13 protein-coding genes are annotated in these 12,941 nt (G+C 72.1%); 8 read left to right on the top strand and 5 right to left on the bottom strand.

The window, feature by feature from the left end; all coding sequences use genetic code 11:
• Positions 1 to 175 precede the first annotated feature (175 nt).
• Positions 176 to 958, bottom strand: coding sequence for a M23 family metallopeptidase (locus tag NBW76_RS15885; RefSeq protein ID WP_055969383.1), 783 nt, complete (start codon positions 956 to 958; stop codon positions 176 to 178).
• 142 nt (positions 959 to 1,100) lie between these two features.
• On the opposite strand from NBW76_RS15885, the gene NBW76_RS15880 reads away from it, so the two are divergent.
• The 3 genes from NBW76_RS15880 to sucD all read left to right on the top strand — a co-directional run bounded on the left by NBW76_RS15880 (position 1,101) and on the right by sucD (position 3,636).
• Positions 1,101 to 1,424: a hypothetical protein gene (locus tag NBW76_RS15880; RefSeq protein ID WP_056552641.1), complete on the top strand. Its 324-nt coding sequence runs from the start codon at positions 1,101 to 1,103 to the stop codon at positions 1,422 to 1,424.
• Between the two features lie 141 nt (positions 1,425 to 1,565).
• Positions 1,566 to 2,732 (top strand): ADP-forming succinate--CoA ligase subunit beta, encoded by a 1,167-nt coding sequence (gene sucC / locus NBW76_RS15875; RefSeq protein ID WP_055969377.1) that lies wholly within the window; start codon positions 1,566 to 1,568, stop codon positions 2,730 to 2,732.
• Positions 2,733 to 2,742: 10 nt separating this feature from the next.
• Entirely contained in the window at positions 2,743 to 3,636 is an 894-nt protein-coding gene (gene sucD, locus NBW76_RS15870; RefSeq protein ID WP_055969374.1) for a succinate--CoA ligase subunit alpha, read from the top strand.
• A gap of 208 nt (positions 3,637 to 3,844) precedes the next feature.
• On the opposite strand, the gene NBW76_RS15865 is transcribed toward sucD, so the two are convergent.
• The gene (locus NBW76_RS15865; RefSeq protein ID WP_055969372.1) at positions 3,845 to 5,665 is read right to left on the bottom strand and encodes a sigma-70 family RNA polymerase sigma factor; all 1,821 of its coding nucleotides are present in this window, start codon (positions 5,663 to 5,665) and stop codon (positions 3,845 to 3,847) included.
• 70 nt (positions 5,666 to 5,735) lie between these two features.
• Here NBW76_RS15865 and NBW76_RS15860 point away from each other — a divergent pair, with 70 nt between their 5' ends.
• Genes NBW76_RS15860 through purH form a run of 3 tightly spaced genes read left to right on the top strand, consistent with a single transcriptional unit; the run spans position 5,736 to position 9,071 of the window.
• Positions 5,736 to 6,962: a DUF6350 family protein gene (locus tag NBW76_RS15860; RefSeq protein ID WP_055969369.1), complete on the top strand. Its 1,227-nt coding sequence runs from the start codon at positions 5,736 to 5,738 to the stop codon at positions 6,960 to 6,962.
• Positions 6,868 to 7,503, top strand: coding sequence for a phosphoribosylglycinamide formyltransferase (purN, locus tag NBW76_RS15855; protein WP_056552638.1), 636 nt, complete (start codon positions 6,868 to 6,870; stop codon positions 7,501 to 7,503). The genes NBW76_RS15860 and purN overlap by 95 nt, the downstream gene beginning before the upstream one ends.
• Positions 7,500 to 9,071: a bifunctional phosphoribosylaminoimidazolecarboxamide formyltransferase/IMP cyclohydrolase gene (gene purH, locus NBW76_RS15850; RefSeq protein WP_055969365.1), complete on the top strand. Its 1,572-nt coding sequence runs from the start codon at positions 7,500 to 7,502 to the stop codon at positions 9,069 to 9,071. Before purN ends, purH begins: the two co-directional genes overlap by 4 nt.
• Before the next feature lie 18 nt (positions 9,072 to 9,089).
• Here purH and NBW76_RS15845 read toward each other — a convergent pair whose 3' ends face one another.
• Together NBW76_RS15845 and NBW76_RS15840 are read right to left on the bottom strand one after the other, a co-directional pair.
• Complete coding sequence (locus tag NBW76_RS15845; protein WP_055969360.1) at positions 9,090 to 9,710, bottom strand: TetR/AcrR family transcriptional regulator; 621 nt, start codon at positions 9,708 to 9,710, stop codon at positions 9,090 to 9,092.
• 91 nt (positions 9,711 to 9,801) lie between these two features.
• On the bottom strand, positions 9,802 to 10,455 hold the full coding sequence (locus NBW76_RS15840; protein WP_055969358.1) for a TetR/AcrR family transcriptional regulator: 654 nt from the start codon (positions 10,453 to 10,455) through the stop codon (positions 9,802 to 9,804).
• 159 nt (positions 10,456 to 10,614) lie between these two features.
• Here NBW76_RS15840 and NBW76_RS15835 point away from each other — a divergent pair, with 159 nt between their 5' ends.
• Positions 10,615 to 11,478 (top strand): bifunctional methylenetetrahydrofolate dehydrogenase/methenyltetrahydrofolate cyclohydrolase, encoded by an 864-nt coding sequence (locus NBW76_RS15835; protein WP_055970272.1) that lies wholly within the window; start codon positions 10,615 to 10,617, stop codon positions 11,476 to 11,478.
• Between the two features lie 7 nt (positions 11,479 to 11,485).
• Entirely contained in the window at positions 11,486 to 11,770 is a 285-nt protein-coding gene (locus NBW76_RS15830; RefSeq protein ID WP_055969355.1) for a DUF3017 domain-containing protein, read from the top strand.
• Between the two features lie 145 nt (positions 11,771 to 11,915).
• Here the strand turns inward: NBW76_RS15830 and NBW76_RS15825 are convergent, their stop codons facing one another.
• On the bottom strand, positions 11,916 to 12,902 hold the full coding sequence (locus NBW76_RS15825; protein WP_056552633.1) for a malate dehydrogenase: 987 nt from the start codon (positions 12,900 to 12,902) through the stop codon (positions 11,916 to 11,918).
• Positions 12,903 to 12,941 lie beyond the last annotated feature (39 nt).

Raw genomic sequence — 12,941 nt, 5'->3', positions numbered from 1 at the left:
CCTACCTCTGGCGGCGGGCTCGGGCGCGGCGCGTGAACCGCTCCGTCGGGGCCGCTCGAAGGCCGACCTCGCTCCGACGCGCGGAAGCGCAGCCGCAGGTCCACGCTCGGCACAACAGACAGGCCGACCGATCAACGCAGCGCGGCTCGAGACCGGCCGTTCGGACCCGGCAGGATCAGGGGGTGACGCCGTGCTCGCGGAGCGCAGCGTCGGGGTCGACGGGTCCGCCGCCGCCCGGGTGCACCTCGAGGTGCAGGTGCGGGCCGGTGACGTTGCCCGTGGAGCCGGTGTAGCCGATCGTCTGGCCGGCGCCGACCTTGTCGCCGACGTTGACGGAGACCCGGCTCTGGTGGCAGTACCAGATCTCGGTGCCGTCGTCGAGCGTGACGATGGTGCGGTTGCCGTAGGCACCCTCGTAGCCGGCCGACGTCACGGTGCCCGCGGCGACCGAGACGATCGTCGAGCCGGACGGCCCGGCGAAGTCGAGGCCGGTGTGGGTGCTCGACCACAGCGAGCTGGCCTGGCCGAAGCGCGCCGTGAGGCGGTAGCCGGTGACGGGCAGGACCCACTGGTTGGACTTGTACTCGTCGGCGACGTTCTGCGCCTTGTCGCGCAGCTCCTCGTCGACCTTGAGCTTCTGCGAGGCCTGCTGCTCCGTCTGGCGCTGGAGCGTCGCCTTGTCGATCTCGGGGGTGACGTCGACGTCCTGCGTGCCGGTGTAGCTGGCCGAGATCGTCTGGTAGCCCGACTGCAGCGCACCGCGGTCGGCCTGCGACGAGAAGGCGCCGGCTCCGATGCCTGCGACGACGAGGGCGAAGGCACCCGCTGCGGCGGGCGTCAGCCGGAAGCTCCGACGACGGCGCTGCGGGCGGCTGACGGCCCGACGTCCGCCGGGGAGCGTGTCGCGAGGGGTCTGCTGCCGTACGTCGAGGCGACGTTTGGGGGCAGACGAAGACACGCAGGAACCTCCGGGCGGCAGGGCGGGACCCGACGAGTCTAGAGGACGCATGGGTCTGGTCAAGGAGCAAAGGTCACGATCGAGGGCCGAACGCCGGGTTCCCCGCGTGGAAGGCAGGCCCCGTGTGAGCAGGTTCACGCGCATGGGCGACGATCTCGACGTGCAGTCCTCCCGCGTCGTGGTCGCGATCCTCGATCTCGACACCGCCCTCGACACCGCCCTCGACACCGCCCCCGACACCGCCTCCGACACCGCTCTGCGGAGCGCGCGGACGGCGAGCGCGGAGGGGCACGAGGTCGTGTACCTGGGCCGCAGCGACCCGCAGGCCACGGCGTGGGCGGTCAGGGCCGAGGACGCGGCCACCGCGCTGGTCGTGGCCGACGACGCGTCCGCGCAGCAGCTCCGCGAGGCGCTGGACGCGATGGGGCTCCACGAGGTGCAGGTCTCCCGCGTCGCGTCACGGTGATGGCTCACGGCGGGTCGGGAGCCGTTCGTGGCCGTGGCCCTGTGACGCACCCCATCGCCCGGACCGGCCGCGCAGAGGCTAGAGTCCCGAGAGGCTCTGACCTACCTCAGAGGACCTGGACAACCAAGGACGGTCATCACCGTGGATCTGATGGAATACCAGGCGAAGGAGCTCTTCGCCAAGCATGGCGTCGCGACGACGCTCGGCACGGTCGTGCAGACCGCCGACGAAGCCAAGGCAGCAGCTGAGCAGATGGGCGGCGTGACCGTCGTCAAGGCTCAGGTGAAGGCCGGCGGTCGCGGCAAGGCAGGCGGCGTCAAGCTCGCCAAGACGGCCGACGAGGCCTACGAGCACGCCTCCAACATCCTGGGCATGGAGATCAAGGGCCTCACGGTCAACCGCGTGCTCGTCACGCCGGCCACGCCCCCGGTCGAGGAGTACTACTTCTCGTTCCTGCTCGACCGCTCCAACCGCAGCTACCTGTGCATCGCGAGCGTCGAGGGTGGTGTGGAGATCGAGGAGGTCGCCAAGACCAACCCCGAGGCCGTGCGCCAGATCCCGATCGACGCCGACGCCGGTGTCGACGAGGCCAAGGCCCGCGAGATCGTGGCCGACGCGAAGTTCCCCGCCGAGCTCGCCGACCAGGCCGTGGCCATGGTCCAGTCGCTCTGGAAGGTCTTCGTCGAGGAGGACGCCACCCTCGTCGAGGTCAACCCGCTCGCCCGTCTCGACGGCGACAAGCTCGAGGCGCTCGACGGCAAGGTGTCGCTCGACGACAACGCCTCCGAGGTGCGCCACCCCGAGCACGAGGACTTCGTGATCCACGAGGAGGCCGACCCGCTCGAGGCGAAGGCCAAGGAGAAGGGCCTCAACTACGTCAAGCTCGACGGCGAGGTCGGCATCATCGGCAACGGCGCGGGACTCGTCATGAGCACCCTCGACGTGGTCGCCTACGCCGGCGAGAAGCACGGCGACGTGAAGCCGGCGAACTTCCTCGACATCGGTGGCGGAGCGTCGGCGCAGGTCATGGCCGACGGTCTCGACGTCATCCTCGGTGACCCGCAGGTCAAGAGCGTCTTCGTGAACGTCTTCGGCGGCATCACGTCGTGCGACGCCGTCGCGAACGGCATCAAGGGCGCGCTCGAGCTGCTCGGCGACGGCGCCACCAAGCCGCTCGTGGTCCGTCTCGACGGCAACAACGTCGACGAGGGCCGCGCGATCCTGGACGAGCTGAACCACCCGCTCGTGACGCAGGTGGACACCATGGACGGTGCGGCCGACAAGGCCGCCGAGCTGGCGAACGGCTGAAGGGGCTGACATGTCGATCTTCCTGACCAAGGACTCCAAGGTCATCGTCCAGGGCATCACCGGCGGCGAGGGCTCCAAGCACACCGCCCGCATGCTGGCGGCCGGCACGAACATCGTGGGCGGCGTCAACGCCCGCAAGGCCGGCACGACCGTCACCCACACCGACGCCTCCGGCGCCGAGGTGGAGCTGCCGGTCTTCGGCACCGTGGCCGAGGCCATCGAGAAGACGGGCGCCGACGTCAGCGTCGCGTTCGTCCCGCCCGCGTTCACCAAGGACGCCGTGATCGAGGCCATCGACGCCGAGATCGGGCTGCTCGTCATCATCACCGAGGGCGTCCCCGTCCAGGACTCCGCGGAGTTCTGGGCCTACGCCCAGGGCAAGAAGACGCGCATCATCGGCCCGAACTGCCCCGGCATCATCACGCCGGGCGAGGCGCTCGCCGGGATCACGCCCGCCAACATCGCGGGCAAGGGCCCCATCGGCCTGGTGTCGAAGTCGGGCACGCTGACCTACCAGATGATGTTCGAGCTGCGCGACTTCGGCTTCTCGACCGCCATCGGCATCGGCGGCGACCCGATCATCGGCACCACCCACATCGACGCCCTCGAGGCGTTCGAGGCCGACCCCGAGACGAAGGCGATCGTGATGATCGGCGAGATCGGTGGCGACGCGGAGGAGAAGGCGGCGGCCTACATCAAGGCCAACGTCACCAAGCCCGTCGTCGGCTACGTGGCCGGCTTCACCGCTCCCGAGGGCAAGACGATGGGCCACGCCGGCGCCATCGTGTCCGACGGCGCGGGCACGGCGCAGGGCAAGAAGGAGGCCCTCGAGGCCGCCGGGGTCAAGGTCGGCAAGACGCCGTCCGAGACCGCCGAGCTCATGCGCGAGATCCTCAACGGCTGACCTCACGTCTGCTGCACGAACGGGCCCCGACCGACAGGTCGGGGCCCGTTCTGCGTGCCCGCGGTGCTCCGCACCGAGCGGCCGTCGGGACCGCACGGTCGGCCCCCGCATGGTCGGCGCAGGAAGCCCGCCCCGGGACAGGTGGGACGAGAGCGGACGGCCCGGCTCAGGAGGCCCGGCTCAGGGGGCCCGGCTCAGGAGGTCGGGCTCAGGAGGTCGGGGCGTAGGTGAGGCGCTCACCGGCCCGCTTGACGAGGGCCTCCCAGGTCTTGCGGTCCACGTCGTAGTCGCCCACGGGCGTCATGGTCACCTGGGCGACGGCCTTGCCCCGCCGCACGATGCCCGTGCGGATGACGACGCGGTCGCCCTCGGAGACCTCGAGGCTGATCTTCCAGGACCGGCCGCTGAAGCCGGAGCCCTCGATCTTCTTCTCCTGGGTCACCTCCGCGGAGAGGTTCGCGTCGGGGCAGTCGTCGATGTCGTCGCGCACCTTGTCGACGAGCTTCTTCGCCGCGTCGTCGCTGGAGTACCGCCCGACCGTCTCGGTGATGCCGAACTCGGCGGGGACGCCGACGGCGTCGGGGATGACGAAGACGCGCGAGGCGGTGGACTCCAAGCCCTTGCGGCGGAAGTCGGCCTCGTCGCACTGGGTGGCTGCGGGGTTGGTCTCCGGTCGCAGCGGTCGGGTGCCCGACCACACCTTGTCGATGTCGGCGATCGGCGGCAGGTCGACGGTGCCCAGGAAGGCCACCGAGCTCGACGTGCGCGGCGGGATGGTCCGGACGACCTCGAAGTCGTCGGTGCAGCGTCCGCCGCTGTCACGGCAGACCTTCTCGACGGACGCGTTGAGCGCCGTCGCGAACGCCTGGATGTCCGGGCCCGAGGCTCCGGTGCGCTCGTGGACCAGCGTGCTGGTGACGCGGCCGGAGTGCGCGAGGCCGACGGTGAAGACCTTCTGCGGCGACCGGTGGGACCGCAGGCGCAGGATCTGGAAGTCGCCGAACGGGCGCTTAACCACGTAGGAGCCGACCAGCTGGACGCGTGGGTGGCTGCAGTCGGCGTACCAGCCCAGCGTGGTGTCGTAGGCCTTCTCCGCGGCGGCGGTGTCGCGCGAGACCTCGATCGACTCGGCGACCCGGTCATCGGCGTCGCCGCTGCCGGCGAACGTGCGCACGAAGACCCGCAGGGGATCGGAGTCGGCGAAGCGCTGCGGCGGGCACGTGGCGTACGGGGTCTCGTTCTTCGGGTCCTCGTCGGTTCCCGACGACGACCACCGCTGGTCGGGGTCGAGCCGGGCCACCTGGGCCGGGGACAGCAGGTTCTCGGCGGTGATCTTGCGTGCCTCGAGCACCAGGTCGGGGCGCTCCGCGCCGAGCTTCTCGCGGTACGGCAGGTCGCTCTGCGTGGCCAGGGCGTCGCCGTCGGTGGCCACCAGCCCGCCGGCGAGCACGGCGACGACGCTCGCCGCGACGAGCGCGACGGTGTTGCGGCGTCGACCTCGACGCGCTGCCGTCCGCACCTCGTCGGCTCCGGGCATGCTGAGCTGCCCGGTGACGGCGCCGAGGCCCTTGAGCCGGTCCTCGAGGTCGGCGAGCGAGAGGTCGAGGCGCTTCTCGAGGCCGTCGAGCGCCGTGGTGACCGCCTCGATGCCCTCCTCGGCGCTCACCCCGACCTCGCGCGAGGCCTGGTCGAGGTCCGTGTCGCCCAGGGTCAGCAGGACGATGAGACGGCGGTCGTCGGCCGACAGGTCGTGCAGCGCCTCGAGGAGCGCGGTGTCGGCGTCCTCCTCGTGGCGGCGTCGCAGGGGATGGGTGCCACGGCTGAGCGCGGTGAGCTTCCACGCCTCGGTGCGGACGTAGGCGAGCGGGTCGCGCTGGCGGATCTTCGACCAGTCGCGCCAGGCCCGACGGTAGGCGTCGACGGTGGCCTCCTGGGCCACCTGGCGGTCGCCGCACATGGCGTACACCGCACGCAGACAGGTCGCCGAGGTCGCCTCGTAGAAGCTGGTGAACTCGTCGACGCGGGTCATCGAGCTCGCCTCCTCGGGGGTGTCGGCGTGGCTTGTCGGAACGCCACGACCTTACCGGGAGGATGGTGGGGTGAACCCGACCGTCGCGACCGCACCGCTGCGTCCGGGCTTCCTCACCGCGATCCTGACCGTGATCACGGCCTTGGTGCTGGGCTCGGGGGTGGCGCTGCTGAGCGGGGCCGACCTCGTCCCGGCGCTGCGCACGGGCGCCCGCGCCTGGCTCGTCCTCCAAGGCTCCGGCCTCGAGCTCCAGGGCGCCACGCTCGGTCTCGTGCCGCTCGGCGGGGTGCTGCTGTGCGTGGCGCTGACCGCTCGGGTGGCGCACGCCATGACGCCGGACCCGGTGGACTCGCCGGGCGCGTTCGCCGCCACCGTCGCGGGGACCTGTGGCGTGCTCGCCGCCGTCCTGGCCAGCGTGGCCAGCACTCCCTCGATCGTCGTGCACCCCGTGCGCGCGGCAGCGGCGGCCTTCGTGGTCTCCGGTGTCGGCGCCGCGCTCGGGGCCACGCTCCCGCACGGACGCGGCCGTGACCTCTGGCCCGACGCGTGGCGTCGGGCCGACGTCCGCCAGGCCGTGCGCGCCGGCGCCCTGGGCGCGCTCGTCCTGCTCGCCGCGGCCGCGGTCGTGGTGCTCGCGCTGCTGGTGCTGCACGTCGACCGGGCGTCGCAGCTGTGGGCCCTCCTCGATCCGGGTCTCGCGGGTGCTCCGGCCCTCGCGCTGCTCTGCCTGCTCGCCGTGCCGACCATGGTCGCCTGGGCGACGTCGGTCCTGCTCGGCCCCGGCTTCGTCCTCGGGTCCCAGACGTCGGTCGACCTCACGGGGTCCCAGCTCGGTGCCGTCCCGGGGCTGCCGGTGCTGGCGGCCCTGCCCGCGCCCGGCGCCTTCGGCGACGTCGTGGTCGCGCTCGGTCTGCTGCCCGTGCTCGCCGGGTTCGTGGCCGGGTGGCGGCTGCCGCGCTCGTCCGGTCCGCTGCTGGGCATCCACGACCGGCCCGTGCTCGCCCGGTGCGCCCAGGGCGCGGTGGCCGGCGGCGTCGCGGGCCTGCTCGTGGGGGTCGTGGTGGGCATCTCCGGGGGCGCCGTGGGTCCCGGACGCCTCGCGGAGGCGGGCCCGCCCGCACTCACGCCCCTGCTCGTCGCGGTGCCCGTCATGGCCCTGGGCGGTGCGCTCGGTGCGTTGGCGTCGCACTATCGTGGCGCCCGTGCCCCAGAGTCCGCGACGTCAGAGCGCTCGCCTCGTCGTCCTCGTCTCCGGCTCCGGCACCAACCTCCAGGCCCTGATCGACGCGACGACTGACCCGACCTACGGCGCCACGATCGTCGCGGTCGGCGCCGACCGCGACGGCATCGAGGGACTCGCCCGCGCGGAGCGTGCAGGCGTCCCCACGTTCGTCGAGCGGCTCGGCGACCACCCCGACCGCGACTCCTGGGACGCTGCCCTGACCGAGCAGGTCGCCGCCCACGAACCCGACCTCGTCGTCCTCGCCGGCTTCATGAAGCTCGCCGGACCCCACTTCCTGGCCCGCTTCGGCGGTCGCACGCTCAACACGCACCCGGCGCTCTCGCCGTCGTTCCCCGGCATGCACGGCCCCCGTGACGCGCTCGCGTACGGCGTCAAGATCACCGGGGCCACGCTGTTCGTCGTCGACGCCGGGGTCGACACCGGGCCGATCGTGGCCCAGGTGGCCGTGCCGGTGCTCCCCGAGGACGACGAGACCACGCTGCACGAACGCATCAAGACCAGCGAGCGTCGCATGCTCGTCGACTCCGTCGGCGAGCTGGCGCGCCGCGGCTTCACCCTCAACGACCGCACCATCGAGCTCGGAGACCCTGCATGAGCACACGACAGATCAAGCGCGCCCTCGTCTCGGTGTACGACAAGACCGGGCTCGAGCAGCTGGCCCAGGCGCTGCACGCCGCCGACGTCGCCATCGTCTCGACCGGGTCGACGGCCCGCACCATCGAGGCCGCGGGCGTCCCCGTGACACCGGTCGAGGAGCTGACCGGCTTCCCCGAGTGCCTCGACGGCCGGGTCAAGACCCTGCACCCGCGCGTGCACGCCGGCATCCTGGCCGACACCCGGCTGGAGTCCCACACGGCCCAGCTGGCCGAGCTGGGCGTGGAGCCGTTCGACCTCGTCGTCGTCAACCTCTATCCCTTCCGCGAGACGGTGGCCTCGGGCGCCACGCCGGACGAGTGCGTCGAGCAGATCGACATCGGCGGTCCCTCGATGGTGCGCGCGGCCGCCAAGAACCACCCGAGCGTCGCGATCGTGACCTCGCCCGACGCCTACGCCGACGTCTCGCAGGCGCTGGCCGGCGGCGGCTTCACGCTCGAGCAGCGCAAGCGGCTCGCGGCCCAGGCCTTCGCCCACACCGCCGCGTACGACGTGGCCGTCGCCGAGTGGTTCGCCGGCGAGTACACGCGTGACGAGTCGGTCGACGGGGGCTGGCCGGCCTTCGCAGGGTCCGCCGGCACGCTGACGTCGGTGCTGCGGTACGGCGAGAACCCGCACCAGCAGGCCGCTCTCTACGCCGACGGCACCGGTGGTCTCGCCTCCGCCGAGCAGCTGCACGGCAAGGAGATGAGCTACAACAACTACGTCGACACCGACGCGGCGCGACGCGCGGCGTTCGACCACGACGAGCCCGCCGTGGCGATCATCAAGCACGCCAACCCGTGCGGGATCGCCGTCGGCGCCGACGTGGCGCAGGCGCACGCCCGCGCCCACGCGTGCGACCCGGTGTCCGCCTTCGGTGGCGTCATCGCCGCCAACCGGCCGGTGAGCGTGGCGATGGCCGAGCAGGTGGCCGAGGTCTTCACCGAGGTGATCGTGGCCCCCGACTACGAGCCGGGCGCCGTGGAGGTGCTGCAGGGCAAGAAGAACATCAGGATCCTGCGGTCACCCGCGCCGGCGCAGACCGACGGCGCCGCGACCGACACGGAGGTGCGCCCGATCTCGGGTGGGCGACTGGTCCAGCAGGTCGACCACGTCGACGCCGCAGGTGACGACCCCGCCTCCTGGACGCTGGTGTCCGGCGATCCGGCCGACGACGCGCTCCTCGCCGACCTGGCCTTCGCCTGGACGGCGGTCCGAGCGGTCAAGTCGAACGCCATCCTCCTGGCCAAGGACGGCGGGTCGGTGGGCATCGGCATGGGACAGGTCAACCGGGTCGACTCGTGCCGTCTGGCCGTCGAGCGAGCGGGCGAGGACCGGGCCCGGGGTGCCGTGGCCGCGTCGGACGCGTTCTTCCCGTTCGCCGACGGTCCGCAGATCCTCATCGACGCGGGCGTGCGCGCCATCGTCCAGCCGGGCGGGTCGGTGCGTGACGACGAGACGATCGCCGCAGCGCAGGCTGCGGGCGTGACGATGTACGTGACCGGGACGCGTCACTTCTTCCACTGACGCGCGGTCGGCGCGGCGTCAGGAGCTCGTGCGCAGACCGTCCTCGAGGACGCGCACGACCTGGCGGCGCAGCAGCGCGGCCACGGAGGCGATGTCGTCCGACGGGTCGGTGATCGACACGAGGGCTCCGGTGTAGAGCACCGACAGCGCCCGGACGCACTCGACGCTGTCCTCCACGCCGGCGGCCTGGACGAGCGAGATCATCGACGCACCCACGTTGGCCCGCATGGCGTGCAGGTCGTCCATGAGGTGGGGCCTGGAGAACGTCGCCAGGTAGACCTGCATCTGCTGCGCAGCCGACGTCGAGGTGTGGTCGGAGAGCAGCCGCTCGAAGATGGCCCCGACCTCGTCGGGGGTGAGGACGGTGCCGGGCTCTGGCTGCAGCGCGTTCCAGGTCTCGTTCCAGGACGCGAGGGTCTGGCTGAACACCACGTCGACGAGCTGCTCGATCGAGGCGAAGTAGTAGGACACCGTGGCGAGCGGCACGTCGGCGGCCTCGCTCACGGACCGGTGGGTCACGGCCTTGGTGCCACCCTCGGCGAAGAGGGTGGCCGCGGCGGTGATGAGCTGGTCACGGCGGACCCGGCTGCGTTCCTGGCTGAGCCGGGCACGTCCCCCAGGAGGGGTGCTGTCGGTCATGAACGGCCGCGTCCGGGGCTGGGGACGTCCAAGGCACCAACGAGCATGATCGCGTCGTCCTTCGCTTCGTGTACCCCGAGACTGTTGATCGTCAGTCTAATGACGCACCGGTCGCTTTGGCGAGAGCCCCGTCGATCACGTCTCGTCCCAGGAGGTGGGCGCCGACCAGGTCGCGCAAGGTCTCGCTCATGCGCTCGGCCTCCTCGGTCTCGGAGTAGAGGCCCGACTGGCGGCGCAGAGCGGTGCCGGCCACCGCGGTCAGGAGGGCGCCGGCGAGTCGCTCGGGGGCGGGGACGCCGAGAGCCGTGAGCCAGCCGATGGTGAGCTGCTCGAAGCTGCGAAGCGCGCTGGCGGCCTCGTCGCGCAGGGCCTCGTCGCGGGTCGCGGCGAGGTAGATCGAGAGCTCGAGGGCGGCGACCTCGGGACCACGGGCCGAGAACACGCCCACGATGGTGGGGGTCACGTCGCAGACCCGCAGCGTCCGGGGCCCGGAGTCGAAGCCGGCCAGCGTGTCGAGCGAGGCCCGCCACCGTCCGATGTGGTCGCGCAGGGCCTCGCGGAGCAGCTCCTCGATCGAGGCGAAGTAGTAGGTGGTGGTGGCCGGGGGGAGCCCGGCTCGTCGTGCGACCGCGCGGTGCGTGACGGCGCGTGCGCCGCCTTCGGCGAACAGCTCGATGGCGGCGGCGACGAGCTCGTCGCGTCGCTGCCGACTGCGCTCCTGGGACAGCTGTGCCCGCGTCGTCATCCGTCACCCTCTCCCGTGCGGTGCCGTGCGGCACCGGGACCGTCCTGCCGGTCTGCAGCGTGACCACCGAGGCGGGTCACTCTCCCGGACCTGAGTGTAGGGGGAGTGTCCATCGGGTCATGTTCCTCGCGGGCGCCGAGCCGTGACAGACTCGTGCGCGTGACGGCGCAGATCCTCGACGGCAAGGCGGTGGCCGCGGCCATCAAGACGGAGCTCACCGGCAGGGTGGCAGCCCTGCGGGAGCGTGGGCTGGTGCCGGGTCTGGGCACCATCCTGGTCGGCGACGACCCGGGTAGCCGCTGGTACGTGGACGCCAAGCACCGCGACTGCGCCCAGATCGGGATCGAGTCGATCCGCGTCGACCTCCCGGCGTCGGCGACGCAGGCCGAGATCGAGGCGGCGGTCGACGGCCTGAACGCCGACCCCGACTGCACCCTCTACATCGTGCAGCTGCCGCTGCCGCGCGGGATCGACGAGAACGCCGTGATCGGCCGGATCGACCCGGCGAAGGACGCCGACGGGCTGCACCCCACCAACCTGGGCTGGCTGGTGCTCGGTGAGCCCGCCCCGCTGCCGTGCACGCCCCGCGGGATCGTGGAGCTGCTGCGCCGCCACGACGTGCCGATCGCGGGGGCGAACGTCGTGGTCGTCGGTCGCGGCATCACCGTCGGCCGTCCCATGGGACTGCTGCTCACGCGACGCTCGGAGAACGCCACCGTCACGCTGTGCCACACGGGCACGCGCGACCTCGCCGCCGAGGTGCGGCGCGCCGACATCGTCGTCGCCGCGGCCGGCGTGCCGGGCATCATCACGGCCGACATGGTCAAGCCCGGTGCCGCCCTGCTCGACGTCGGGGTCAGCCGCGACGAGGCCGGCAAGATCGTCGGCGACCTGCACCCCGGCGTGATGGACGTGGCCGGCTGGGTGGCCCCCAATCCCGGCGGCGTGGGTCCGATGACGCGGGCGATGCTGCTGAGCAACGTGGTCGACGAGGCCGAGAAGATCGTCGCGAGCCGGGGATGACGGCGCGGTGAAGGTGCCTCTGCCGCGCAGCCGCGGATCGCAGATCTACCTGCTCCTGCTCGTGGGGGTGGCGGTCGGGCTCGTCCTCGTGGCGTTCGGCGCCTGGCGGGCCGGCCTGATGGTGGTGGGCGTGACGTTCGTGCTGGGCGCGATCGCCCGTGTGGTGGTGCCACCGGACCACGTGGGGATGCTCCGGGTGCGCGGCCGGACGTTCGACATCGTCTGGATGACGGTGCTGGGCGCGAGCCTGAGCCTGCTGGCCCTGATCGTGCCGCCCGGCCCGCCGGCCTGAGGCAGGGAACAGCCCGCCGGCCTGAGGCAGGGAACAGCCCGCCGGCCTGAGGCAGGGAACAGCCCGCCGGCCTGAGGCAGGGCACGAACGACGCACGGTCCCCGTCCGGGTGGGAGGGGACCGTGCGTCGTGCTGAGGGTGGAGCTCAGATCAGGCCGAGCTCCTTGACCGCGTCGCGCTCCTCGACCAGCTCGGCCGCGGTGGCGTCCATGCGCGCCCGGCTGAAGTCGTCGATCTCCAGGCCCTGGACGATCTCCCAGTCACCGTTGCTCGTGGTGACGGGGTAGGAGTAGATCAGGCCCTCGGGGACGCCGTAGGAGCCGTCGGAGACGACGGCCATGGAGGCCCAGTCGCCCTTGGGCGTGCCGTGCAGCCAGTCGCGGGCGGCGTCGATGGTGGCCGACGCGGCGGAGGCGGCCGACGAGGCGCCGCGCGCCTCGATGATGGCCGCGCCGCGCTTGGCGACGGTCGGGATGAAGGTGTCCTCGATCCAGGCCTGGTCGTCGACGACCTCGGCGGCGGGACGGCCACCGATCTCGGCGTGGAAGACGTCCGGGTACTGCGTGGCGGAGTGGTTGCCCCAGATGGTCAGCTTCGTGATGTCGCCGATCTTCGAGCCGGTCTTGGCGGCCAGCTGGCTGAGTGCGCGGTTGTGGTCGAGCCGCGTCAGGGCGCTGAAGCGCTCGCGCGGGATGTCGGGCGCGTTGCTCATGGCGATGAGCGCGTTGGTGTTCGCCGGGTTGCCGGTGACGCCGATGCGCACGTCGTCGGCCGCGACCGCGTTGAGGGCCTTGCCCTGGGCGGTGAAGATCGCGCCGTTGGCCTCGAGCAGGTCGCCGCGCTCCATGCCCTTGGTGCGGGGGCGGGCGCCCACGAGCAGGGCCAGGTTGACGCCGTCGAAGATGTGCTCGGCGTCGTCACCGATCTCGACGGAGTCGAGCGTGGTGAAGGCGCAGTCGTCGAGCTCCATCACGACGCCCTCGAGCGCCTTGAGGGCCGGGGTGATCTCGAGCAGCCGCAGCTGGACCGGGGTGTCGGGTCCGAGCAGGGCGCCGGAGGCGATCCGGAAGAGGAGGCTGTAGCCGATCTGGCCGGCGGCGCCGGTGACGGCGACCTTGACGGGAGTGGTCACTCGATGCTCCTTGAGGTGGTGGGGCGACGGAGGTCTGTA

This window comes from Aeromicrobium sp. Leaf245 (genome assembly GCF_942548115.1).
In the GTDB taxonomy this organism is placed as follows: domain Bacteria; phylum Actinomycetota; class Actinomycetes; order Propionibacteriales; family Nocardioidaceae; genus Aeromicrobium.
This window is presented reverse-complemented; position numbering and strand designations above follow the sequence as displayed.